Below are 24,118 nucleotides of genomic sequence, written 5' to 3'. Positions count from 1 at the left end.
ACGCGTCCGTGCAAGGGGTACGCCCGATGCCTGACGCCTGGCGTCCGATTCCCGTACGGAACGGCCGGCCCTCTCTCCTCCGAGGGGCCGGCCGTCCGAACACACGCGTTCCTACGGGTTGTCGACCTGGAGCAGCAGGTCGGGCGAGCCCGGCAGCGCGCCGCCCACCTTGCCCTGGGCGGCTTTCTGCCGGAGCGCCAGGCCCACTTCGGCCGGTGTGGCCTCCTGGTGGTCGGCCAGGTACAGCGCGGCCGCGCCCGCCGCGTGCGGCGCCGCCATCGACGTACCGGACTCGGTGGCCACGGCCGTGTCGCTCGTGTGCGAGAGCGAGGTGATCGCGCCGCCGGGGGCGAACAGGTCGAGCGCGGGGCCCCAGTTGGAGAAGTCCGAGCGCCGGTCGTCCGCCTCGGTCGAGCCGACCGTGATCGCCTCGGGGACGCGCGCGGGCGAGACCAGGGAGGCGGGCCGCGCTTCGTTGCCCGCCGCGACCGTGAAGGTGATCCCGGCCGCGATCGCCCGGCGCACCGCGGTGTCGAGCGCCGGGTCGGCGGGGCCGCCCAGGCTCATGTTGACCACCGCGGGGCCCTCGGCGCCGCGCACCACCCAGTCGATGCCCGCGAGGATGCCGGCCGTGCTGCCCGCGCCCTCGTCGTCGAGCACCCGCACCGCCACGATCTCGGCCTGCTTGGCCACGCCGTACCGCTCACCGGCGATCGTCCCGGCCACGTGCGTACCGTGTCCGTAACCGTCCTGGGCCACGGGATCGTCGTCGATGAAGTCCCAGCCGTTGTGCGCACGGCCGCCGAAGTCGGTGTGCGAGACGCGCACCCCGGTGTCGAGGACGTACACCGTCACCCCGGCGCCCGCGGACTCCGGCCAGGTGTACGAGGCGTCGAGCGGCAGGTCCGGCTGGTCGATCCGGTCGAGGCCCCAGGAGGGCGGGCCGGGCTGGGTGTGCCGGGTGGTCACTCTCCTGTCCTGGGCCACCGACACCACGTTCGGATCGGCGGCGAACTTCTTGGCCTGTGCGGAACTCAGGCGTACCGCATAGCCGTTGAGCGCCGCGTCGTAGGTGTGGCTGATTCTCGCCCCGTACTTCTCGGCCAGCCCCTTGCCCGCCTTCGACGAGGAGTCGACGTCCCCGTCCAGCGTGACGATGTAGCTGTTCCCGATGGCGCCGGCCTGTCCGGCGCCGAGTATCCGCCCCTCCTGCGGGGCGGCCTGCGCGGGCGCCGTGACGGCCGAGAGCACCGCGGCGGTGGTCGCGGCGGTCAGCCCGGCGGCCCACCGCAGCCGAGTGTTGCCCCTTCGCATGCCGATCGTTCCCCTCCTCGATCCGGCGTCGCGCAGGAGGAGTTGCGGGCCCGGTCGGCGGCCCGTTCCCCGTTCGGCCCCCGGCGACACTTCGCAGCCTCCCGTACGCCCCGAAGTGGAACAACCGGTACCTCAAGGGGGAACAGGCCATATCGGTCGTGGACGGAATGTAGAGGGACCATGAAGCGGGTACCCGCGCGGCGAGCGCCCCTCGTGCCCCCGTGCCGTGCCTCTCCGCGCCCCATGGATGGGAACCCGGGCCGCCGCTACCGTCGAAGGCGACGAGGAGGACCCACGACGACGTGGGTCCCCGGAGCACGCCCGCCCCCTGCGAAGGTGGAACCGTGAAGGCAATTCGTCGATTCACCGTGCGTCCCGTACTGCCGGAGCCGCTGCGTCCGCTCACCGAACTCGCCCGCAACTTACGCTGGTCCTGGCATGAGGGCACCAGGGAGCTGTTCGCCTCCGTCGACCCCGGGCGGTGGGACGGGGACCCCGTGCACCTGCTCGGCCGGGTCCCTCCCTCGCGGCTCGACGAGCTCGCCGTGGACGAGGAGTTCCTGGCGCGGCTGCGCACCACGGCCGCCGATCTGCGCGAGTACGTGACCGGCCCCCGCTGGTACCAGGAGCAGACCGGCTCCGAACTCCCCGCGGGCATCGCCTACTTCTCACCCGAGTTCGGCATCACCGCCGCCCTGCCCCAGTACTCCGGCGGCCTCGGCATCCTCGCCGGCGACCACCTCAAGGCGGCCAGTGACCTCGGCGTTCCGCTCATCGGCGTCGGACTCCTCTACCGGCACGGCTACTTCCGGCAGTCCCTGTCGCGCGACGGCTGGCAGCAGGAGCACTACCCCGTCCTCGACCCGAACGAGCTGCCGCTCACCCTGCTCAGGGAGCCCGACGGCAGCCCGGCCCAGGTGGCGCTCGCGCTGCCGCACGGCCGGCAGCTGCGCGCCCACGTCTGGCAGGCCCAAGTCGGACGCGTCCCGCTGCTGTTGCTGGACTCGGACGTCGAGGAGAACGACCTCGGCGAGCGCGACGTCACCGACCGGCTCTACGGCGGCGGCAGCGAGCACCGGCTGCTCCAGGAGATGCTGCTCGGCATCGGCGGGGTGCGCGCGGTGCGCACGTACTGCCGGCTGACCGGCCATCCCGAGCCCGAGGTGTTCCACACGAACGAGGGCCACGCGGGCTTCCTCGGTCTGGAGCGGATCGCCGAACTCGCCGAGGAGGGCGTGGAGTTCGATCCGGCGCTCGAAGCCGTACGGGCCGGGACCGTCTTCACCACCCACACGCCCGTGCCCGCGGGCATCGACCGCTTCGACCGCGAGCTGGTCGCCCGGCACTTCGGGCCCGGCGCCGAACTGCCCGGCATCGACGTGCAGCGGATCCTCGGCCTCGGCATGGAGACGTACGCCGGCGGGGAGCCCAACCTGTTCAACATGGCCGTGATGGGGCTCAGGCTGGCCGGCCGCGCCAACGGGGTCTCCACGCTGCACGGCAAGGTCAGCCGCGAGATGTTCGCCGGGCTTTGGCCGGGATTCGATCCCGAGGAGGTGCCGATCACCTCGGTGACCAACGGGGTGCACGCGCCGACCTGGGTCGCGCCCGAGGTGTTCCGGCTCGGCGCCCAGCAGATCGGGGCGCAGCGCACCGAGGACGCCTTCACGGTCGGCGGCTCCGAGCGCTGGGACGCCGTGGCCGACATCCCCGACGACAAGATCTGGGAGCTGCGGCGTGTCCTTCGCTCCCACCTGGTGGACGAGGTGCGCGAGCGGCTGCGCGCCTCCTGGCGCCAGCGCGGCGCGGGCGCGGCCGAACTGGGCTGGATCGACGGCGTGCTGGACCCGGACGTGCTCACCATCGGATTCGCCCGCCGCGTCCCCTCGTACAAGCGCCTGACGCTGATGCTGCGCGACCGCGACCGGCTGATGGACCTGCTCACGCACCCCGAGCGGCCGGTCCAGATCGTGGTGGCGGGCAAGGCGCATCCGGCGGACGACGGCGGCAAGCGGCTGATCCAGGAGCTGGTCCGGTTCGCGGACGCCCCCCGCGTACGGCATCGCATCGTCTTCCTGCCCGACTACGGGATGGCGATGGCGCAGAAGCTCTACCCGGGTTGCGACGTCTGGCTCAACAATCCGCTGCGTCCCCTGGAGGCCTGCGGCACCAGCGGTATGAAGGCCGCGCTCAACGGCTGCCTCAACCTGTCCGTCCTGGACGGCTGGTGGGACGAGTGGTACGAGCCGGACTTCGGCTGGGCCATCCCCACGGCGGACGGCGCCGCCATGGACGAGGACCGCCGCGACGCCCTCGAAGCGGCCGCGCTCTACGACCTGTTGGAGCAGCGGGTCGCCCCCCGCTTCTACGAGCGCGGGCCCGGCGGCCTGCCCGACCGCTGGATCGAGATGGTCCGCCGCACCCTGACCTCGCTCGGGCCGCGGGTCCTGGCCGGCCGGATGGTCCGCGAGTACGTGGCGAAGCTGTACGCGCCGGCGGCCCACGCGCAGCGCGGCCTGGACATCGGGGCCGCGCGGGAACTCGCCGCGTGGAAAGGCCGGATCCGTTCGGCCTGGCCCCATGTCGCGGTCGACCACGTGGAGGCGGCGGCCGTCGGCTCCACGGCGGAACTCGGCGCGACGGTCGCCCTGCGCGTGCGCGTCCGGCTCGGCGAACTCCAGCCGGACGACGTGGAGGTGCAGTCCGTGACGGGCCGTGTGGACTCCGAGGACACCCTGACCGACGCGGTGGCGACCCCGCTCAAGCCGGCGGGCGGGCCCGACCTGGAGGGCCGCTGGATCTACGAGGGTCCGCTGGCCCTGGACCGCACGGGGCCGTTCGGCTACACGGTCCGCATCCTGCCCTCCCACCGCCTCCTCGCCGCACCCCAGGACCTGGGCCTTGTGTTGCTGCCCTCGGAGCTGACGGGGGAGGGGGCCGGGGTGCTCATGCGGTGATGCGCCGGCTCCTTGGACGCGTTGTTGCGCCCGGGCTCCGTCCTGCCGTGACAGGGCGGAGCCCGGGCGGCATGGGGGACCGCCCGGGCTCCGGGGAAGGTGCGACGCGGCGGGTGCTTGGCTGCTGCTGCGCGCGAGGGGCAGCGTGGCAGTGCTGACGGGTCCATGCCAGTAGGCATCACCGCCGGGTGGCCGGATTTCGTCCGTTGCCCGACGTGCGGCGTCCGTTACCCGGTCATCGGTCATCCGTGCGCCCTCTGCAGGGAGTCGGTAGGCGTTGGCGCTCGGCGCCTCGCCCCGCTACCCTTAGTCCATGACTTAGTCCACCTATGTTCCCGATCGCTGAGAGGTCACCGTGGAACCAGCGCGCCAGTACAACGTGCACGAGGCGAAGACGCACTTCTCGCGCATTCTGGAGCAGGTCGCGACCGGCGAGGAGGTCGTGATCAGCAAGGCCGGCGAGCCCGTGGCGAAGGTCGTGCCGCTGCGGCCCAAGGTGCGCAGGACCGGCCGCGGTTCGCTGCGGGGCCAGATCCGGATCGCGGACGACTTCGATGAGCTGCCGGACGACATCGCCGACGCCTTCGGGATGCGCTGATGCGCCTTCTCCTCGACACGCACGTGCTGCTGTGGTGGCTGGACGACTCCGCCGAGCTCACGGACGACATCAAGGAACTGCTCGACACGGAACCTGCCGTCTACGTGAGCGCTGTGTCGCCGTGGGAGATCGCGATCAAGCAAGGACTCGGGAAGCTGGACGGGCCGGACGATCTGGCGGAGCGGGCCCGGGACAGCCAGTTCACGGCGCTGCCCATCACGGCGGGCCACGGCGTACGGGCAGGGCGGCTGCCGAACCATCACCGTGACCCGTTCGACCGCCTCCTGGTCGCACAGGCGCAGATCGAGGGCATGACCTTGCTCACCAGGGACCAGTGGATCCCGCAGTACGACGTCCAGGTCATCAAGGTCTGACCGCCGGGGCGACGAACAGCCCGCCCACCCCGGCGACCGCCACACCGCGGCGCCCACCCGGCCCGCCCCGCTCACCCCACCAAACTGTCCCGCCAAGCCTGGTGCAGCTCCGCGAACCGGCCCGTGCCCGAGATGAGTTCGGCCGGGGTGCCGTCCTCCACGATGCGGCCGGACTCCATCACGAGCACCCGGTCCGCGATCGCGACCGTCGAGAGCCGGTGCGCGATCACCACCGCCGTACGGCCGTGCAGCACCGTGCGCATCGCCTCCTGCACCGCCCGCTCGCCGGGCACGTCCAGGGAGCTGGTCGCCTCGTCGAGGATCAGGACGGCCGGGTCCGCGAGCAACGCGCGGGCGAACGCGACCAGTTGGCGCTGGCCCGCGGAGATACGGCCGCCGCGCTTGCGCACATCCGTGTCGTAGCCGTCCGGCAGCGCGCTGATGAAGGTGTGCGCGCCGATGGCCCGCGCCGCCCGCTCGATCTCCTCGCGGGTGGCCTCGGGGCGGCCGATCGCGATGTTCTCGGCGATCGTGCCCGAGAACAGGAAGGCCTCCTGGGTGACCATCACGACCCCGCGCCGCAGTTCGGGCACCGCGAGCTCGCGCAGGTCCACGCCGTCCAGGAGGACCCGGCCCTCCGAAGGGTCGTAGAACCGGGCGAGCAGCTTGGCGAGCGTGGACTTGCCGGCGCCCGTGGAGCCGACCACCGCGACCGTCTGGCCCGCGGGCAGCGTCAGGCCGAAGCGCGGCAGCACCTCGCCGCCGGTGCGGTAGCGGAAGCTGACGTCCTCGAACGTCACGGTGCGGCCCGGGAGTTCGCCGGCGCGGGCGGGCAGCTCGCGCGGCGCGGACGGCTCGGGCACGGAGGGCGTCTGGGCCAGCAGCCCGGCAATCTTCTCCAGGGACGCGGCGGCCGACTGGTAGGAGTTGAGGAACATGCCGAGCCGGTCGATCGGGTCGTACAGGCGGCGCAGGTACAGGACGCAGGCCGCGAGCACCCCGAGCGCGAGCGTGCCGCCCGCCACCCGGTACGCGCCCCACAGCACGATGCCCGCGACCGCCGTGTTGGCGACCAGCCGCGAGCCGACCACATAGCGGGCCATCTCCAGCATCGCGTCGCCGTTGGTGCGCTCGTGGCGCCGGTTGAGCACCGCGAAGTCCGCGTCGTTGGCCTGCTCGCGGCGGAACGCCCGGACGGGCCGGATCCCGTTCATCGTCTCCGCGAACTTCACGATCACCGCGGCGATCGTGGTCGAACGCCGCCGGAAGATCCGCCCCGCACGCCGCTGGTAGAGCCGGATGAGCAGGTACAGGGGGACGAAGGAGGCCACGGCCACCCCGCCGAGGCCCAGGTCGAGCCAGAGCAGCATCGCCGCGATGTACACGAACGACAGGATCACCGTGACGAGTTCCTGCAGCCCCTCGCTGAGCAGCTCGCGCAGGGACTCGACGTCGGTGGTGGAGCGGGAGATCAGGCGGCCCGAGGTGTAGCGCTCATGGAAGTCGACCGACAGCGCCTGCGCATGCCGGAAGATCCGGCCGCGCAGATCGAGCAGCACGTCCTGGTTGACCCGGGCCGAGGCGCGGATGAACGCGTACTGGAGGGCCGCCGAACCCAGCGAGCACAACGCGTACGCGGCGGCGACGGCGATCAGCGGCCCGGCGTCGTCCTCGCGCAGCGCCGGCACACCCCGGTCGATGGCGAAGGCGACGAGCAGCGGGCCCGCCTGTACCGCGGCCTGCTGGAGCAGCAGCAGGACGGCCGTCAGCGCCACTCGCGCCTTGAGCGGGGCGAGCAGCGAGCGCAGCAGCGCGCCCGTCGCGCCCTCGGGCGCCGGCAGGGCGTCCCGGTCGAAGGGATCGCCGCCCTCCCGCCCCTCGGCGGCGGCCTCGGCCGGCTGGTCCACCGTGGTGGTCAACGGTCCTCCTTCGCGTACGTCAGATCCTCGAAGCCGTTCGTGTACGAGCCGTGGTCGCCGTGCTCGTACGACCCGTCGTCCGCCTCCTCGGCGCCCGACATCAGCCACGCGTACTCCGTGCTGTCCCGCAGCAGCTCCTGGTGGGTGCCCACCGCCGTGATGCGCCCGCCGGACAGCAGCGCCACCCGGTCCGCGAGCAGCACGGTGGACGGGCGGTGCGCGACGACCAGCGCGGTCGTCTCGGCGAGCACCTCGCGCAGCGCCGCCTCGACCAGCGCTTCCGTGTGCACGTCGAGCGCGGACAGCGGGTCGTCCAGAACGAGGAAGCGCGGCCGGCCCACCACCGCGCGGGCCAGCGCGAGCCGTTGGCGCTGACCGCCGGACAGGCTCAGGCCCTGCTCGCCGACCTGGGTGTCGACGCCCTGCGGCAGCGCGTACACGAAGTCGGCTTGGGCGACGGCCAGTGCGCGCCGCAGATCGTCGGCCGTGGCGTGCCCGGCGCCCATCAGGACGTTCTCACCCACGCTCGCGGAGAACAGGGTCGGCTCCTCGAAGGCCACCGCGACCAGCTCGCGCAGCCGCTCACGCGGCATCGCGGTGATGTCCTCGCCGTCCAACGTGATGCGTCCCGCGGTGAGTTCGTGCAGCCGGGGCACCAGTGCCGTGAGCGTGGTCTTGCCGCTGCCGGTCGCGCCGACCAGCGCCATCGTCTCGCCGGGGCGGATGTGCAGATCGATGCGGTCGAGCGCGGGCGGGGCGTCGGGTGCGGCGTCCGGGTAGCGGAACTCGACGGCTTCGAAGCGGAGTCCGGCCGCCCGGGAGCCCTCGTCGGCTGCCGGTTTCGTACGGGCCTCCGCCACGGGTCCCGGTTTCGTGCGGGCCGTCGTCCCGAGCCCCTGCTTCGGAGCCGTCACCCTGGAGTCCGGCCCCCCGGACTCCGGCTCCGCGTCCATCACTTCGAAGTACCGCTCCGTCGCGGTCGCCGCCTCCTGGCTCATCGCGAGCAGGAAGCCGATCGACTCCACGGGCCAGCGCAGCGCGAGCGCGGTCGACAGGAAGAGCACCAGCGTGCCCGCCGACAGCGCGCCGTCCGCGACCTGCACCGTGCCGAGCACGAGGGCGGCGCCGATGGTGAGTTCGGGCAGCAGCACGATCACCGCCCAGATCGCCGCGAGCAGCCGCGCCTTGCCCAGCTCGGTGCCGCGCAGCGTGCGCGCGAGCGAGGCGAACGCCCGCGCCTGCGAGCGGTGCCGCCCGAAGCCCTTGATGATCCGGATGCCGAGCACGCTCTCCTCGACCACCGTGGTCAGATCGCCCACCTGGTCCTGCGCCCGCCGCGCCACCTCGGCGTACCGCCGCTCGAACACCGAGCAGACGATCACCATCGGCACCACCGGTGCGAGCAGCACCAGCCCGAGCGTCCACTCCTGCGCGAGCAGGATCACCACGCCGACGAGGATCGTCACCCCGTTGACCAGGAGGAACGTCAGCGGGAACTGGAGGAACATGCGCACCAGCATCAGATCCGTCGTACCGCGCGACAGCAGCTGCCCCGAGGCCCACCGGTCGTGGAACGCCACCGGCAGCCGCTGAAGATGCCGGAACAGGTCCGCCCGCATCGACGCCTCGACGCCCGCCAGCGGACGCGCCACCAGCCAGCGCCGGAAGCCGAAGAGCGCCGCCTCGGCGACGCCGAGCAGCAGCAGGTACAGCGCGCCCAGCCACACCCCGCCGGGGTCGCGGCCGGCGACCGGGCCGTCCACCATCCACTTCAGGACGAGCGGGATGACGAGCCCCACGCACGAGGCGAGGATCGCGACGAAGGCGGCCGAGAACAGTCGCGTCCGCACGGGCCGCACATACGGCCACAGCCGCAGCAGGGAGCGGACGGCGGACCGCTCGGGCGGCTCGGCGTCCGCGGAGCCGGCGGCTTCGGGGGTGGTCTCGGGGGTGGTTCCGGCGGCAGGGTCGGGGGCGACAGGTGTAGTGGGCATCAGTACCGAGCCTAGGCTTCACCCCTGACATTCCCCTATCGGTTTTTGGTCGTACGACGGGGCCCACGGCATGGGCGGCAAGGCGTAGGACCTCGCCGACCGGAGACGCGGCATCCCGCCGACCCGAGACGCGGAACGCCGCCCACCGGTGATGCGGAACCTCTCCGACCGGCGGACCCCATCCACCGATCGGTTGATGCCGGTTCGAGCGCGACAGCCGATACCGGCCGCGGCCCCGCACCGGGACCGTGGAGCCATGACCGTCATCGAAGTCGCAGACCTGCGCAAGGCCTACGCCGGCCGGCCCGCCGTGGACGGAGTCTCCTTCTCCGTCGAGGAGGGCGAGATCTTCGGCATCCTCGGCCCCAACGGCGCGGGCAAGACCACCACCGTCGAATGCGTCGAGGGACTGCGCGTGCCCGACTCCGGCCGGGTCCGCGTCGCGGGGCTCGACCCGGTCGCGGACCACGACAAGGTCACGCGCATCCTCGGCGCCCAGCTCCAGGAGAGCGAGCTCCAGGCCAAGCTCACCGTGCGCGAGGCCCTGGAGCTCTACAGCGCCTTCTACGACCGCCCCGCCGACTGGCGCGCCCTCGCCGAACGCCTCGGCCTCACCGAGAAGCTCGGCACCCGCTACGCCAAGCTCAGCGGCGGCCAGAAGCAGCGCCTGTCCATCGCGCTCGCGCTGATCGGCAGCCCGCGGATCGTCGTCCTCGACGAGCTGACCACCGGGCTCGACCCGCGCGCCCGGCGCGACACCTGGCAGCTGATCGAGGAGATCCGGACCTCGGGCGTCACCGTCCTCCTGGTCACGCACTTCATGGAGGAGGCCCAGCGCCTGTGCGACCGGATCGCCGTGATCGACCGCGGCCGGGTCGCCGCCCTGGACACCCCCTCGGGCCTGATCCGCCGCGCCTCGGGCTCGACGGTCATCTCCTTCACGCCCTCGCGCCCGCTGGCCCCGGCCGATCTGGCCGGACTCCCGGACGCGGCCTCGACCGCCACCGACGCCCGCGACGGCCGCGTCACGGTGCACGGCTCGGACGTGACCGTCAACGCCGTGATCACCCTGCTCGCCCGCCACCACATCACGGCCCACCAACTGCGCGTATCCGACGCCACATTGGACGACGCGTTCCTCGACCTCACGGAGACCGCCGGTCCGCAGGGTGCGCCCGCAGCAGCCGGCCCTGAATCGGCCACCGACCTGAACGGAGCCTCGGCATGAGCGCCCTGACCCTCTCCCCGGCCACCGGCGCCGTGCTCAAGGCGGAGTTCACCCTCTTCCGCCGCGAGCCCGGCTCCCTCTTCTGGATCATGGTCTTCCCGACCGCCCTGTTCGTCGTCCTCGGCTCCATCCCCACCTTCCGCGAGGTGGGAGAGGCGATCCCGGGCCTCCGGCTCGTCGACGTCTACGTGCCGATCGCGATCCTCACCGCCCTCCTGATGGCCTGCCTCCAGGCCATGCCCCCGGTGGTCACCGGCTACCGCGAACGCGGCATCCTGCGCCGGATGTCCACCACGCCGGTACGTCCGGGATCGGTGCTCGGCGCGCAGATGGCGCTGCACGGCGTCGCGGCCCTCGCCTCTGCGGTGCTCTCCGTCGCCGTGGGCCGGCTGGTCTTCGACGTGGCGCTGCCGCAGCAGTTCCTCGGATACGCGGTGGCCCTCGCCCTCTCCGTCTGCGCGGCCCTGTCCCTGGGCGCCCTGCTCTCGGCGCTCTCGCGGACCTCCAAGGCCGCGAACGCGGTGGGCGCGGCGGCCTTCTTCCCGATGATGTTCAGCGCGGGTCTGTGGATGCCGGTGCAGACCATGCCCGACGTGCTGGCCCGCATCATGGAACTGCTCCCGTTCGGCGCCGCCGCCCAGGCCCTGAGCCAGGCCGGGGCCGGGGACTGGCCGGACTGGGCCCACCTGGGCGGCGGCGCCCTGTGGGCGGTGGTGCTCACGGCCGCGGCGGCCCGCTGGTTCCGCTGGGAATGACCGGGCCCGTGCAGCAGACTGAGGCCATGCGCGGCAACTGGTCCGACGGCGTGCCCCGGCTCTCCTCGAAGCAGCCGGGGCCCTCGCCCGTCACGGAGGACGCCTCGGGGAACTCGTCCTCACCCGCCCCCGAGGAAACCCCCGCCGTCCTCCCGCTCGACGCCGCCACCGCGCACCGCCGCGTCGAGGAGCGCTGGGAGGCCTTCCTGCGCTGGGGGCCGTATTCCATGCTCGGCGTCTCGGCCGTGCTGGTCTTCGGCAGCGCGGGCCAGTTGATGCCCTCGGCCGCCGAACTCTGGGCGGCCGCCGGGCTGTTCGCCGCCGGCCTGCTGCTCGAACTGTGGTGGAGCCGCAACCACCGCGGCCACGCGACGCCCACGCCGGCCAGCGCCTGCTACTACACGGTCCGCTGGGCGCTCGCCTTCGCCCTGTCCTGGCTGAACCCCTTCGCCGCCTTCTACGCGGCCCTCGGCTACTTCGGCGCCGAACGGCACCTGCCGCACCGCTGGGTCCCGCTCGGCCTGTTCGCGAGCGCCGTCACCATCGCCGGCTCGCAGTCGGGCGGCTTCCCGCCGCCGAGCGCCGCGCGCTGGGGCCTGTTCGGCGCGATCCTCTCCATCCACGTGGCGCTGTTCTGGGTGTTCAGCAAGCTCAACACGTACGAGAACCAGCGCACCCAGGTGCATCTCGCCACCATCGCCGAACTGGAGCGCACCAACACGAGGCTCCAGCAGGCCCTCGACGAGAACGCCGCCCTGCACGCCCAACTCCTCGTCCAGGCAAGGGAAGCCGGGGTCGCCGACGAGCGGCGCCGGCTGGCCGCCGAGATCCACGACACCATCGCGCAGGGCCTGACCGGCATCATCGCCCAGCTCCAGGTCGTCGCGAACACCGACGACCACGCCCTCGCCCGCGCCCACCTGGACCGCGCCGCGGATCTGGCCCGCGCGAGCCTCGGTGAGGCGCGCCGCTCCGTGCACAACCTCGGACCCGCCGCGCTCCAGGACCAGGGCCTCGCCGAAGCGCTGAAGCAGACGGTCGCGGAATGGTCGGCGCGTACCGGCGTACGGGCCGAGTTCACCGTCACGGGCACCGCCGAGCCGCTGCACGACGAGATCGAGGGCACCCTCGTCCGTATCGCCCAGGAGGCCCTGTCCAACGCGGCACGGCACGCGTCCGCGACCCGGCTCGGCGTCACGCTGTCGTACATGGACGACGAGGTGGCCCTCGACGTCCGCGACGACGGCGCCGGTTTCGACCCGCTCGCCCTGCCGCGGCGGTCCGGTTCGGGCGGCTTCGGCGTGGACGGGATGCGCGCGCGGGCCGAACGGGTCGCGGGCACCGTGGAGATCGAGTCCGAGCCGGGCTTCGGCACGGCCGTCTCGGCGCGCGTGCCGCTGGTCCGCAAGGAGCCGGAGCAACCGCCCCTCGTCCACAGGACCGCGGAGCAACCGCCCCTCGTCCGCGCGCAAGATCGTCCCGTACGGTGGGACCGCCATGACGACTGACGCGACGATCACCCTGCTCATCGTGGACGACCATCCCGTCGTACGGGACGGCCTGCGCGGCATGTTCCGGTCGGCGCCCGGGTTCGAGGTGCTCGGTGAGGCCTCCACCGGCGAGGAGGGTGTCGAGCTCACGGCCCGGCTCGACCCGGACGTGGTCCTGATGGACCTGCGCATGCCCGGCGGCGGGGGAGTGGCCGCGATCGCGGAGCTCGCCCGCAGCGGCGCCCGCGCCAAGGTCCTCGTCCTCACCACGTACGACACCGACTCGGACACGCTGCCCGCGATCGAGGCGGGCGCGACCGGCTACCTCCTCAAGGACGCGCCGCGCGACGAGCTGTTCACGGCCGTGCGCGCCGCCGCGGAGGGCCGCACGGTCCTCTCGCCCGCCGTCGCCTCCCGCCTGGTCTCGCGCGTCCGCACCCCCGCGCCCGCCCCCGGAGACACCCCGCTCAGCACCCGCGAACGCGAAGTCCTCGCCCTCGTCGCCCGCGGCACATCGAACCGCGAGATCGCCCGCGAACTGTTCATCAGCGAAGCGACGGTCAAGACCCATCTGACGCACCTGTACGCCAAGTTGGGCGTGAAGGACCGCGCGGCGGCGGTGGCGGCGGGCTACGACCGCGGCATCCTCGGCTGAGCAGCCCCGGCCACCCCCGCCACGGAGCCCGGCGCACCCCACCCGGCTGCCGCTATCCCGCCACCCGGAACAGCAGCACCGCCCGCGCCGGCACCGTCACCACGGCCCCCGCCGTGTGTGTCGTGCCCGGGGCGCTCGACTGGTCCTCGCGTGTGGTGTCCAGGACGAGTTCGTACGACGTGGCCCAGGGCGGGCCCGGCAGGGTGAAGCTCGCCGGGCGGTCCGCGGCGTGCAGCACGACCAGGAAGCTGTCGTCGACCACCGGGGCGCCGCGCGCGTCCCGGCCGGGGATGTCGCGCCCGGACAGGTACATCCCGAGCGTCGCGGCCGGCGCGTACCAGTCGCTCTCGGTCATCTCCTCGCCGTACGCCGTGAACCAGGCCAGGTCCCTGAGACCGTCCGCCGAGTGCGCCCGGCCCGAGAAGAACGAGCGCCGGCGCAGCACCGGATGCTCGTGCCGCAGCCGGATCAGGCGCGAGGTGAGCTCGAACAGCCCCTTCCAGCCCGGCTGTTCGAGCAGCGACCAGTCCAGCCAGCTCGTCTCGTTGTCCTGGCAGTACGCGTTGTTGTTCCCGCCCTGCGTCCGCCCCAGCTCGTCGCCCGCGACCAGCATCGGCACCCCGGTCGACAGGAGCAGCGTGGTCATCAGGTTCCGCAGCTGGCGGCGCCGGAGCGCCTGGATGCGCGGGTCGTCGCTCTCGCCCTCGGCCCCGCAGTTCCAGGACCGGTTGTCGCCGGTGCCGTCCCGGTTCCCCTCGCCGTTCGCCTCGTTGTGCTTGCGCTCGTACGAGACGAGGTCCCGCAGCGTGAAACCGTCGTGCGCGGTGATGAAGTTGACCGACGCGTACGGCCTGCGCCCGCCCCACGCGTACAGGTCGCTGGACCCCGACAGCCGGTAGCCGAGGTCGCGCACATCGGGCAGCGCCCCGCGCCAGAAGTCCCGTACAGCATTGCGGTAGCGGTCGTTCCACTCGGTCCACAGCGGAGGGAAGGACCCCACCTGGTAGCCGCCGGACCCGACGTCCCACGGCTCGGCGATCAGCTTCACCCGCCGCAGCACCGGGTCCTGGGCGATGACCGCGAGGAAGGGCGAGAGCATGTCCACGTCGTGGAAGGAGCGGGCGAGCGCGGCCGCCAGATCGAAGCGGAAACCGTCCACGCCCATCTCGGTCACCCAGTACCGCAGCGAGTCCGTGATCAGCCGCAGCACATGCGGCTGCACGACGTGCAGGGTGTTGCCGCAGCCCGTGTAGTCCGCGTACCGCCGCGGATCGCCCTGCAACCGGTAGTAGCCGCGGTTGTCGATCCCGCGCAGCGACAGCGTGGGCCCCAACTCACCCGCCTCCGCCGTGTGGTTGTAGACCACGTCGAGGATGACCTCGATCCCGGCGGCGTGCAGCGCCCGCACCATGTCCTTGAACTCGCCGACCTGCGCCCCCGTCGTCGCGCCGGCCGCGTATCCCGCGTGCGGCGCGAAGTAGCCGATGGAGTTGTACCCCCAGTAGTTCCGCAGGTCCCGCTTGAGCAGATGGTCCTCGTGCGCGAACTGGTGCACCGGGAGCAGCTCGACCGCGGTCACCCCGAGCCGTACGAGATGCTCGATCGCCGCCGGATGGCCGAGCCCCGCGTACGTGCCGCGCAGCTCCTCGGGTATATCCGGGTGCAGCTGCGTGAACCCCTTGACGTGCAGCTCGTAGATCACCGAGTCCGCCCAGGGCGTCTTCGGCCGCCGGTCCTCGGCCCACTCGTCCGGGCCGTCGTCGTGCACGACGATGCCCTTGGGCACGAACGGCGCCGAGTCACGGTCGTCGCGCACCGTGTCCGCGACATGCTGCTCGGGCCAGTCCCGCACATGCCCGTACACCTCGGCGGCCCGCCCGTACGTGCCGAAGTCACCGTCCACGGCCCGCGCGTACGGATCGAGCAGCAGCTTCGCCGGATTCCAGCGCGCCCCCGTCCACGGGTCCCAGCGCCCGTGCACCCGGTACCCGTACCGCTGCCCGGGCTGCACCCCGGGCACGAAGCCGTGCCAGATCTCATGCGTCAGCTCGGTCAGCGGGCAGCGGGTCTCGCGCCCCTGCTCGTCGAAGAGGCAGAGCTCCACCGCCTCCGCGCCGCCTGCCCACAGCGCGAAGTTGGTGCCCGCGACACCGTCGGGGCCGGTACGGAACCGCGCGCCCAGCGGTGTCGGCGTCCCCGGCCACACCGGCAGCGTGGGCAGCGGGCTCTCCCGCCCGCGCCGCGCCTGCTCCCGTACGGCCGCGGCCCCGAGCAGCCGGTCGACCTGCGTACCGCCCTCCGCCGCCCCCTGCCGCGCTTCTCCGTGGTCCCCTCGCCGTGCCTCTTCTTGCTGCGCCTCTTGCTCGGGTGCCCTCGACACCTGTCAGCCTCCCGCGGCTCAGCGTGCATCGGAGCGACCGCACCCGGCGGGCGTACGGCGTCCCGGCCGCGGCCCCCCGTGCGGTCCTCGCTGTCTCTTCCCCCAGTTGTGCCCCCAACCGGCCCCGCCCTCACGTTTCCCCAGGAGGGGGCCCGTCGTTGGGGACAACGTGAGACAAAACGACAGGGGTGCCGGCCGACGGACCCGGCGCGCGCTGCACGCCGTGGCCGCCGCAGTGATCAGCTGGAGTCTGCTCGCCGGGTGTTCGGCGGACGGCTTCCGGCTCGACGAGATGCTCGGCAAGGGCGAGACCGAGCCGATCCGCGTCAGTCCCGCGCACGGCGAGCGCGGGGTACGGCCCGAGGAGGGCATCGAGGTCAAGGTGCCCAGCGGGCGCCTGGAGACCGTGAAGGTGGTCAAGTACCAGGACGCGCAGGAGTACCCGGTGCCCGGCCGGATCTCCGCGGACGGCCTGCGCTGGACCCCGGACGACCCGCGGCTCGCGCTCGCCGCGAAGTACGAGATCGACGCGGTCGCCCTCGACGGGCACGGCCGCCGCTCGGCCCGGCACACCACGTTCACCACGTACGTCCCCGACGAGCGCTTCGTGGCCTACGTGAAGCCGGAGAACCGTTCCACCGTCGGCACCGGCATGATCGTCTCCCTCGACTTCAACCGCGAGGTGGAGAACCGGGCGGCCGTCGAGCGCGCGGTCAAGGTGACCGCGCAGCCGCCGGTGGAGATCGTGGGCCACTGGTTCGGCTCGGGCCGCCTGGACTTCCGGCCCCGTACGTACTGGAAGCCCGGCACCAAGGTCACCGTGGACCTGCACCTGCGCGACGTCGAGGCGGCGCCCGGTGTCTACGGCCTCCAGCACAAGACCTTCGCGTTCACGGTCGGCCGCAGCCAGGTCTCCCTCGTGGACGCGGCGAACCACACCATGGAGGTACGCCGCGACGGCGAGCTCCTGTCCAAGGTGCCGATCACCGCGGGAGCGCCGAAGACCACCACGTACAACGGGAAGATGGTGATCACCGAGATGCTCGAGGTGACCCGGATGAACGGGGCCACCGTGGGCTTCACGGACTCCGACGGCAAGGGCGAGTACGACATCAAGGACGTGCCGCACGCCATCCGCCTCACCACCTCCGGCACCTTCCTGCACGGCAACTACTGGGCGCCGGCCTCCACCTTCGGCCGCGACAACGTCAGCCACGGCTGCGTGGGCCTGCGCGACATCAAGGGCGGCAGCGCGGAGACGCCCGCGGGCTGGTTCTTCGACCGCTCGCTGATCGGCGACGTGGTCGAGGTCGTCGGCTCCAAGGACAAGACCGTGGCCCCCGACAACGGGCTCGGCGGCTGGAACATGTCCTGGCCGAAGTGGAAGAAGGGCTCGGCCCTGGCCGTGCGGGGCAAGGGCCAGGGGCGCGTCCCGCGCTGACCTCCCGGTCCGGGGTGCGCCCGCTCGTGCGCACCCCGGACCGCAGCCGGAACCCCGTCCTCGGCCGCAACCGGCGCCCGCCTCGCGTCCGCGACCGGAAGCGTCCCCAGGCCGCAACCGGCACCCACCCCGGGACAAAGCCGCTGCCCACCCGCCCAGTTGGGACGGAACAGTGACATCCCGGGGGAGCGGGCCCACGAGCCCGTGTGATACCCCTTGCGCATGCGCGCGAACGCGCAGCCAGGGGTGCAGGCCTGACCAGGCCGTGCGAGGGGAGAACGACACGTGAACGGGCGACCGATATCGGGGGCGTCGGTTGGTGCGCGAGGGCGCCGGATCCGGGGATCGGTGGCACTGATCACCGGCTCGCTGCTGCTCGCCGTGACGGCCTGCGGTGGCGGCGGTGACGGGGGCGGCAAGAAGGAAGAAAAGGACGGCGCGGGCAAGGCCAAGCCCAACACCCCGTCCGTCGCCGTCGTCGAGATATCCCCGAAGGACGGTGCCAAGGACGTCGCGACGAGCGGCGCGCTCGAGGTCACCGCCGAGAAGGGCAAGCTCAGCGAGGTCAAGGTCCAGGACAGCAAGGGCAACGAGATACCCGGCGAGATCGCGAAGGACGGTCTCACCTGGAAGCCCGAGAGCCACCTCGCCGCGTCCACCAAGTACAAGGTGCACGCCACGGCCAAGGACGCCGAAGGCCGTACGTCCGCGAAGGACACCACCTTCACGACGCTCACCCCGAAGAACACCTTCGTCGGGCACTTCACGCCGGAGAACGGCGACAAGGTCGGCGTGGGCATGCCGGTCTCGCTGAACTTCACGCGCGGCATCACGAACCCCGACGCCGTCGAGGACGCGATCGAGGTCACCGCCGAGCCCGCCGTCGAGATCCGGCACAAGTGGTACGGCAACGACCGGCTCGACTTCCGCCCCGAGGAGTACTGGAAGCCCGGCACGAAGGTCACCGTCAAGCTCAACCTCGACGGGGTCGAGGGCCGGCCCGACGTCTACGGCTCGCAGAACAAGTCGATCACCTTCACCATCGGGCGCAGCCAGGTCTCCACGGTGGACGCCAAGTCCAAGAAGATGACGGTGGAGCGGGACGGCAAGGTCATCAAGACCATCCCGATCACCACCGGCGCCCCGGCCACGCCCTCGTGGAACGGCCAGATGGTCATCACCGAGAAGCACAAGGTGACCCGCATGAACGGTGCGACGGTCGGCTTCACGGACGCGGACGGCGAGGGCGAGTACGACATCAAGGACGTGCCGCACGCGATGCGTCTGTCGACCTCCGGCACCTTCATCCACGGCAACTACTGGGCGTCCGCCTCCACCTTCGGCTCGGCCAACGTCAGCCACGGCTGCGTCGGCATCCGCGACGTCCGCGGCGGCTACGACGGCAAGACCCCGGCCGCCTGGTTCTACGACCAGTCGATGATCGGCGACGTGGTCACGATCAAGAACTCCAAGGACGACACGATCGCGTGGCACAACGGCCTGAACGTGTGGAACCTCCCGTGGGAGAAGTGGGAGAAGTGACGTCGTTGTGAGGAGGGGGGTGCGGGGACGTCAGCCCCCGCACCCCCCTCGCCGCGGAGCGGCGAAGCGGCGTGGCGGCGGAGCCGCCCAGTGCGGGTTCCGCGCTGTGACGAAGCGCACCGGGCCTCCGTGCGTGAACGGCCGCTAACCTCCGTACATGACCCTCCACCTCGAAGTCAGCGCGGGCGTCGGCACCATCCGGCTCGACCGTCCGCCGATGAACGCCCTCGACGTCGCCCTCCAGGACCGGCTCAAGGTGGTCGCCGAGGAGGTGACCGCACGCGACGACATCCGGGCCGTCGTCCTCTACGGCGGTGAGAAGGTGTTCGCGGCCGGTGCGGACATCAAGGAGATGCAGGCGATGGACCACACCGCGATGGTCCTGCGCTCGCGCGATCTCCAGGACGCCTTCACCGCCGTCGCCCGTATCCCCAAGCCCGTCGTCGCCGCCGTCACCGGCTATGCGCTGGGCGGCGGCTGCGAGCTGGCCCTGTGCGCGGACTACCGCTTCGCCGCCGACAACGCCAAGCTCGGCCAGCCCGAGATCCTGCTCGGCCTGATCCCGGGCGCCGGCGGCACCCAGCGCCTGTCGCGCCTGATCGGCCCGTCCCGCGCCAAGGACCTCATCTTCACCGGCCGCATGGTCAAGGCCGACGAGGCGCTCCAACTCGGCCTGGTGGACCGCGTGGTGCCGGCCGCCGAGGTCTACGAGCAGGCGCACGCCTGGGCCGCGAAGCTGGCCCAGGGCCCGGCGATCGCCCTGCGCGCCGCGAAGGAGTCGATCGACGCGGGACTGGAGGCGGACATCGACACGGGCCTCGCCATCGAACGCACCTGGTTCTCCGCCCTGTTCGCGACGGAGGACCGCGAGCGCGGGATGCGCAGCTTCGTGGAGGAGGGGCCGGGGAAGGCGAAGTTCGCCTGATCCCTGTTCGTGACCCCCGGGTGTGCAACCCCTTGCGGGTGCCGGGTGTCTGAAAGGCGCCGGAGGATGATCCTCCGGCGTCTTTCCGTAGGGGATCGGGGATCAGATGGGGAAGAGCGCATGGAGACTCGCCGTGGCCGGCGGTGCGGCTGCGGTGTTCACGGCGGTGGCGGCGGCTCCGGCCGGGGCTGCGGAGAACGGGATCTCGTTCTCGCGCGTCACGGTGAACAAGGGCAAGGCGGTCGTGGTCGGGGTGGCGAACGAGGTGGAGGTACCCGCCTCCTTCCGTATGACGGCCGAGCGCTACTGGGATTCGGCGCACGTGTACCTGTACCGCGGGAGCACGTCGTCCAGTAACGAGCTGTGGCACTCCCTGCTGGTGTCCAGCGACTGCGACAGCGGGACCAGGGGTGCCTGTGACTTCACCGAAACCCTGACGATCGATCCGGCCCACGGGGACTTCGGGAACGAGTACGCGGGCGCCTGGAAGGTGGCGGGGCGCGCGTATCTCGCGGGCGACGCAGAGGACACCGACGCCCAGAACCTCACCGTCCACGTCAAGCGCAACTCCCACCTCACCGTCAACGCCTCCCCGGAGCCGGTCGCCAAGGGCAGGACCATCACCGTCACGGGCAAGATCACCCGCGCCAACTGGGACACCAACAAGTACGCCGGCTACGGCGGCCGGCACGTCAACCTCCAGTTCAAGCCCGCGGGCGCCACCTCCTTCACCACGGTCAAGATGGTGTACGCGGACAGCGCGGGCGGACTGAGGACGACGGTGAAGGCCGACCGGACCGGCACCTGGCGCTGGGCGTACTACGGCAACTCCACGACCGGGGTCTCCTACGCGCCGGGTGACCACGTCGTCGTGCAGTGAGCCGCTGACCCGCCGACGGGGCGTGCCGCGGTCCAACTCGGCCCGCAGCACGCCCAGTTGGTGAAGGTGAGGGCGGCCGGTTGACGTCCGGCGCCCTCACCTCCGGCTTATAAGAACCTTAAGAAAGCCTTAAGCCTGCCTTGGCCAAAACTCTGGGTGATCTCCCGGCAGCGGGGTGTCATCGCAGGTCACGCGGGCCGCGACGGCGCCTTAAGTGCCGTAGGCATATGCCGAACGCGCCCTGCGGAACCACCCGTTCCGCGATGTGACTTCTCGCGTAAGGGCTCCAAGGGGGCCCCGCTGACGCCATGATGGGGGCATGGCGGGGCTGGAGAGCGGCGAACACACACGGCCACACGGCAGCGCGACCGTGTCGCGGTGGACCCCTGCCGTAGAGGACGAACGGGCCCTGAGGGCCCTGGAGTTGTTCGGCAACCCCACGGAGGACGAGGTCCCGCTCCCGTCCCGTCCCGAGTCCGCCGGCACGGCCCGCCGGCTCGCCCAGATCGTCGTGCTGCGCCACTGGGGCCTGAGCCCGCAGATCACCGAGGCGGTGGTGCTGCTCGTCTCCGAGCTCGTGGGCAACGCCGTTCGGCACACCGGGGCGCGGGTGTTCGGGTTACGCATGCTGCGCCGGCGCGGCTGGATCCGTATCGAGGTGCGCGACCCCTCCCGCGGACTGCCCTGTCTGATGCCGGTGCAGGAGATGGACACGAGCGGCCGCGGCCTCTTCCTCGTCGACAAGCTCTCCGACCGCTGGGGTGTCGACCTGCTGCCGCGCGGCAAGACCACCTGGTTCGAAATGCGGATCTCCGACCGCTGACCCGGGCTCCGCATCCCGTGACCCGAGCTCCGGAGCCCCGTCGGCCGCCCACGCAACACCTTCCGTTCCCCGGCGGTTCAGCCGCCGCATCCCCGCTCGTTCAACCACCGGCTGAACGATGCGCCCATGCGAATCACCCGGCGCGCGGCCCGCACTTCCCTGGCCGCCCTTCTCGTCTCCTCGCTCACCGCCGTGGCGTCCCCCGCCGCGCCCGCCGCGGCCGAGGCCGACCGAACCCCCGCCCACCAGCGGCCACTTGAGCTCCGGCACCTGTCGACGTTCTCCTCGCAGGCGGCCGAGATCGTCGCGTACGACAGGACCTCGCGGCACGCCTTCGTCACCGGCGCGGACACCCTGACGCTCGACATCGTCGACGTCGCCGACGCCGAACTCCCGCGCCGCGTACGGACGGTCGACCTGTCCGCGTACGGCGACGGCGCGGTCACCAGCGTCGCCGCGCACGACGGCCTCATAGCGGTGGCCGTGGAGAGCGCCGACGCGGCCACGCGCGGCACCGTCGTCCTGCTGCGCCCCGACGGCCGGGTCCTGCGCGCCCTGCCCGCCGGATACGGCCCGGACATGGTCACCTTCAGCAAGGACGGGGACACGGTCCTCGTCGCCGACGAGGGGGAGCCCGGCGGTTACGCGGCGGGCGACACCGACCCCGAGGGCAGCGTCACGCTGGTCGACCTCTCGCGCGGCTGGCAGCGCGCCGCCACGCGGACCGCGGACTTCCGCGCGTACAACCACCGCCGTCTGGACCCGAGCGTGCGGATCAGCGGCCCGGGCGCGAGCGTCGCCCAGGACCTGGAGCCCGAGTACATCACCGTCGACCAGCACTCCCGCAAGGCGTACGTGACCCTCCAGGAGAACAACGCCGTCGCCACCGTCGACCTGCGCTCCGGCCGCGTCACCGACCTCACGGGCCTCGGGTACAAGGACCACTCCCGGTCCGGCAACGGCCTGGACACCAGCGACAAGGACGGCGCGATCGCCATCACCACGCGCCCGCTGCTCGGCGTCTACATGCCGGACGCGGCCGCCGCGTTCGAGCGCCGCGGCCGCACGTACTACGTGGTCGCGAACGAGGGCGACGCCCGCGAGTACGGAGATTACGAGGACCTCACCCGGCTCGCCGACCTCGACCCGGCGCTGCTGCCTAAGGGCTTCGACCCCGCGCTGCTCGACGACAAGGCGATGGGCCGCCTCGACGTGCTGAACTCCGCGCCGGCCGGGCCCGGCGGCCCGCTGTACTCCGCCGGCGGACGCTCCTTCTCGATCCGTGACGCCGAGGGCCGCCTCGTCTGGGACAGCGGCGACCTCCTGGAGCGGCTCACCGCGCAGATCGACCCGGCGAACTTCAACGCCGAGGGCGAGGGCGACTTCGACAAGCGCAGCGACAACAAGGGCCCCGAGCCCGAGGGCCTGACGGTCGGCGAGGTGGACGGCCGCACGTACGCCTTCGTGCTCCTGGAGCGCCCGGGCGGCGTGATGACCTTCGACATCACCGACCCGCGCAAGCCCCGCTTCCAGGGCTGGACCCGCACCGCGGGCGACGCCTCGCCCGAGGGCGTCAGCTTCGTCCCGGCGTACGCCTCGCCCACCCGCGAGCCGCTGCTCCTGGTCGCGAACGAGGGCAGCCAGACGACCACCACGTACGAGCTCGGGCGCTGAGTCCCGGACGCGGACATGCAGAAGCCCCCATCGCGCCGGGGGTGACGGCTGCCTTGGGGGCTTCTGCGTGCGCCGCGGATCTTGGGGGGTGTGATCCACGGTCGTATGGGCGAATGCTCGGGTCAATGGGCATCGCGTGTCTCCGACTATGGCAGACGGGGGGTCTCCAAGCCAAAGGTCCTTACTTGGACATAGCGGCACAAATGCTGACAGTTTGATAATGAATCTTTGGTGAGATGGAGCACTGACCTTGTAAACATCGGCTAAATAAGCGCTCCGCAAGCTGAACGGTGAGTGGCCGGGCGGCTGGGCCGCCCTCGGGGCCCGCGACCCGCGACAGTCCCGAATTGGGTCAATCATTACCTTTTATGCGATAGCCCCTTTAAATGGGCGCCGTGACCACCGACCGCCGCGGTGCTCTGCGCGCCGCCGCCCTGCTCGCCCTCGCCGGGAGCCCGCTCGGCACGGCCTGCTCCGCGGGCCGGCCCGCCCCCGAGGCGCCGGCGTCCGCCCGCCCGTCCGCCCCGCCGCCCGCGCCCGGACCGCGCCGCTTCCCCGGCCTCCCCGCCCAGATCGAGCACGGCCCCCGCACCAAGCGCCAGGTCGCGCTCACCTTCCACGGCCAGGGCGACCCGAAGACCGCCCGCCGGCTCCTGGAGCAGGCCGAGCAGGCCGGCGCCCGCGTCACGGTGCTCGCCGTCGGCAGCTGGCTCGACCGGTATCCCGAGATCGCCCGCCGCATCCTCGACGGCGGCCATGAACTGGGCAACCACACCCTGCGCCACCTCGACATCAACCAGCTCTCCGAGGCCGAGGCCTTCGCCGAGATCACCGGCTGCGCGGACCGCCTGCGCCGGCTGACCGGCTCGATCGGCACGTGGTTCCGCCCCTCCCGTACGCAGCAGGCGAGCCCGCTCGTACAGAAGCTGGCCCGCCGGGCCGGCTACCCGCACGTCCTGTCGTACGACACGGACTCCCTGGACTTCACCTCGCCCGGCGCCCAGGCCGTGGTCCGCAACGTCACCGGCTCGGTGCGCGGCGGATCCGTGGTGAGTCTGCACTTCGGGTACGCGGACACGGTCGCCGCGCTCCCGGCCGTCCTGGAAGAACTCGCCCGCCGCGACCTCAGCGCGGTGACCACCACGGAGCTGCTGACCTCATGAGACCCC

At 72.1% G+C, this 24,118-nt stretch carries 18 protein-coding genes; 14 read left to right on the top strand and 4 right to left on the bottom strand.

Annotated elements, in window-relative coordinates; translation table 11 throughout:
* Nucleotides 1–111: 111 nt before the first annotated feature.
* Nucleotides 112–1,314, bottom strand: coding sequence for a S8 family peptidase (locus BLT97_RS08320; RefSeq protein ID WP_093608117.1), 1,203 nt, complete (start codon nt 1,312–1,314; stop codon nt 112–114).
* Between the two features lie 344 nt (nt 1,315–1,658).
* Here BLT97_RS08320 and glgP point away from each other — a divergent pair, with 344 nt between their 5' ends.
* From glgP to BLT97_RS08305, 3 genes are all read left to right on the top strand, one after another.
* Complete coding sequence (gene glgP / locus BLT97_RS08315) at nt 1,659–4,271, top strand: alpha-glucan family phosphorylase (RefSeq protein ID WP_093608116.1); 2,613 nt, start codon at nt 1,659–1,661, stop codon at nt 4,269–4,271.
* Between the two features lie 355 nt (nt 4,272–4,626).
* The gene (locus tag BLT97_RS08310; RefSeq protein ID WP_093608115.1) at nt 4,627–4,869 is read left to right on the top strand and encodes a type II toxin-antitoxin system Phd/YefM family antitoxin; all 243 of its coding nucleotides are present in this window, start codon (nt 4,627–4,629) and stop codon (nt 4,867–4,869) included.
* On the top strand, nt 4,869–5,243 hold the full coding sequence (locus BLT97_RS08305) for a type II toxin-antitoxin system VapC family toxin (protein WP_093608114.1): 375 nt from the start codon (nt 4,869–4,871) through the stop codon (nt 5,241–5,243). The genes BLT97_RS08310 and BLT97_RS08305 overlap by 1 nt, the downstream gene beginning before the upstream one ends.
* 71 nt (nt 5,244–5,314) lie before the next feature.
* Here the strand turns inward: BLT97_RS08305 and BLT97_RS08300 are convergent, their stop codons facing one another.
* Entirely contained in the window at nt 5,315–7,162 is a 1,848-nt protein-coding gene (locus tag BLT97_RS08300) for an ABC transporter ATP-binding protein (protein ID WP_093608113.1), read from the bottom strand.
* Entirely contained in the window at nt 7,159–9,156 is a 1,998-nt protein-coding gene (locus tag BLT97_RS08295; protein ID WP_093608112.1) for an ABC transporter ATP-binding protein, read from the bottom strand. The genes BLT97_RS08300 and BLT97_RS08295 overlap by 4 nt, the downstream gene beginning before the upstream one ends.
* A gap of 256 nt (nt 9,157–9,412) precedes the next feature.
* Between BLT97_RS08295 and BLT97_RS08290 the strand changes: the two genes are divergently transcribed.
* From BLT97_RS08290 to BLT97_RS08275, 4 genes are read left to right on the top strand one after another with little or no spacing between them, the layout of a single operon-like run.
* Entirely contained in the window at nt 9,413–10,384 is a 972-nt protein-coding gene (locus tag BLT97_RS08290; protein WP_176953696.1) for an ABC transporter ATP-binding protein, read from the top strand.
* Nucleotides 10,381–11,139, top strand: a complete 759-nt coding sequence (locus BLT97_RS08285; protein WP_093608110.1) for an ABC transporter permease — start codon at nt 10,381–10,383, stop codon at nt 11,137–11,139. Before BLT97_RS08290 ends, BLT97_RS08285 begins: the two co-directional genes overlap by 4 nt.
* A gap of 8 nt (nt 11,140–11,147) precedes the next feature.
* Nucleotides 11,148–12,647 (top strand): sensor histidine kinase, encoded by a 1,500-nt coding sequence (locus BLT97_RS08280; RefSeq protein ID WP_425442666.1) that lies wholly within the window; start codon nt 11,148–11,150, stop codon nt 12,645–12,647.
* Nucleotides 12,637–13,284: a response regulator gene (locus BLT97_RS08275; protein WP_093608108.1), complete on the top strand. Its 648-nt coding sequence runs from the start codon at nt 12,637–12,639 to the stop codon at nt 13,282–13,284. The genes BLT97_RS08280 and BLT97_RS08275 overlap by 11 nt, the downstream gene beginning before the upstream one ends.
* Nucleotides 13,285–13,336: 52 nt before the next feature.
* On the opposite strand, the gene glgX is transcribed toward BLT97_RS08275, so the two are convergent.
* The gene (gene glgX / locus BLT97_RS08270) at nt 13,337–15,664 is read right to left on the bottom strand and encodes a glycogen debranching protein GlgX (protein WP_093608107.1); all 2,328 of its coding nucleotides are present in this window, start codon (nt 15,662–15,664) and stop codon (nt 13,337–13,339) included.
* A gap of 223 nt (nt 15,665–15,887) precedes the next feature.
* On the opposite strand from glgX, the gene BLT97_RS08265 reads away from it, so the two are divergent.
* The 7 genes from BLT97_RS08265 (at nt 15,888) to BLT97_RS08235 (ending at nt 24,112) form a co-directional block, all read left to right on the top strand.
* A complete protein-coding gene (locus BLT97_RS08265; protein WP_425442665.1) occupies nt 15,888–17,105 on the top strand; it encodes a L,D-transpeptidase in 1,218 nt (405 codons plus the stop codon).
* A gap of 285 nt (nt 17,106–17,390) precedes the next feature.
* Nucleotides 17,391–18,647: a L,D-transpeptidase gene (locus BLT97_RS08260; RefSeq protein WP_093608106.1), complete on the top strand. Its 1,257-nt coding sequence runs from the start codon at nt 17,391–17,393 to the stop codon at nt 18,645–18,647.
* 157 nt (nt 18,648–18,804) lie between these two features.
* Nucleotides 18,805–19,572: an enoyl-CoA hydratase/isomerase family protein gene (locus tag BLT97_RS08255; protein WP_093608105.1), complete on the top strand. Its 768-nt coding sequence runs from the start codon at nt 18,805–18,807 to the stop codon at nt 19,570–19,572.
* 106 nt (nt 19,573–19,678) lie between these two features.
* Complete coding sequence (locus tag BLT97_RS08250; RefSeq protein ID WP_093608104.1) at nt 19,679–20,452, top strand: hypothetical protein; 774 nt, start codon at nt 19,679–19,681, stop codon at nt 20,450–20,452.
* Between the two features lie 319 nt (nt 20,453–20,771).
* Complete coding sequence (locus BLT97_RS08245; RefSeq protein ID WP_093608103.1) at nt 20,772–21,275, top strand: ATP-binding protein; 504 nt, start codon at nt 20,772–20,774, stop codon at nt 21,273–21,275.
* Between the two features lie 126 nt (nt 21,276–21,401).
* On the top strand, nt 21,402–22,949 hold the full coding sequence (locus BLT97_RS08240; protein ID WP_093608102.1) for a choice-of-anchor I family protein: 1,548 nt from the start codon (nt 21,402–21,404) through the stop codon (nt 22,947–22,949).
* Between the two features lie 395 nt (nt 22,950–23,344).
* Complete coding sequence (locus tag BLT97_RS08235) at nt 23,345–24,112, top strand: polysaccharide deacetylase family protein (protein WP_425442664.1); 768 nt, start codon at nt 23,345–23,347, stop codon at nt 24,110–24,112.
* Nucleotides 24,113–24,118 lie beyond the last annotated feature (6 nt).

This window comes from Streptomyces indicus, from assembly GCF_900100315.1.
GTDB classification, from domain to species: domain Bacteria; phylum Actinomycetota; class Actinomycetes; order Streptomycetales; family Streptomycetaceae; genus Streptomyces; species Streptomyces indicus.
The sequence above is the reverse complement of the archived record's forward strand: the minus strand, read 5'-3'. Positions and strand labels throughout refer to the sequence as shown.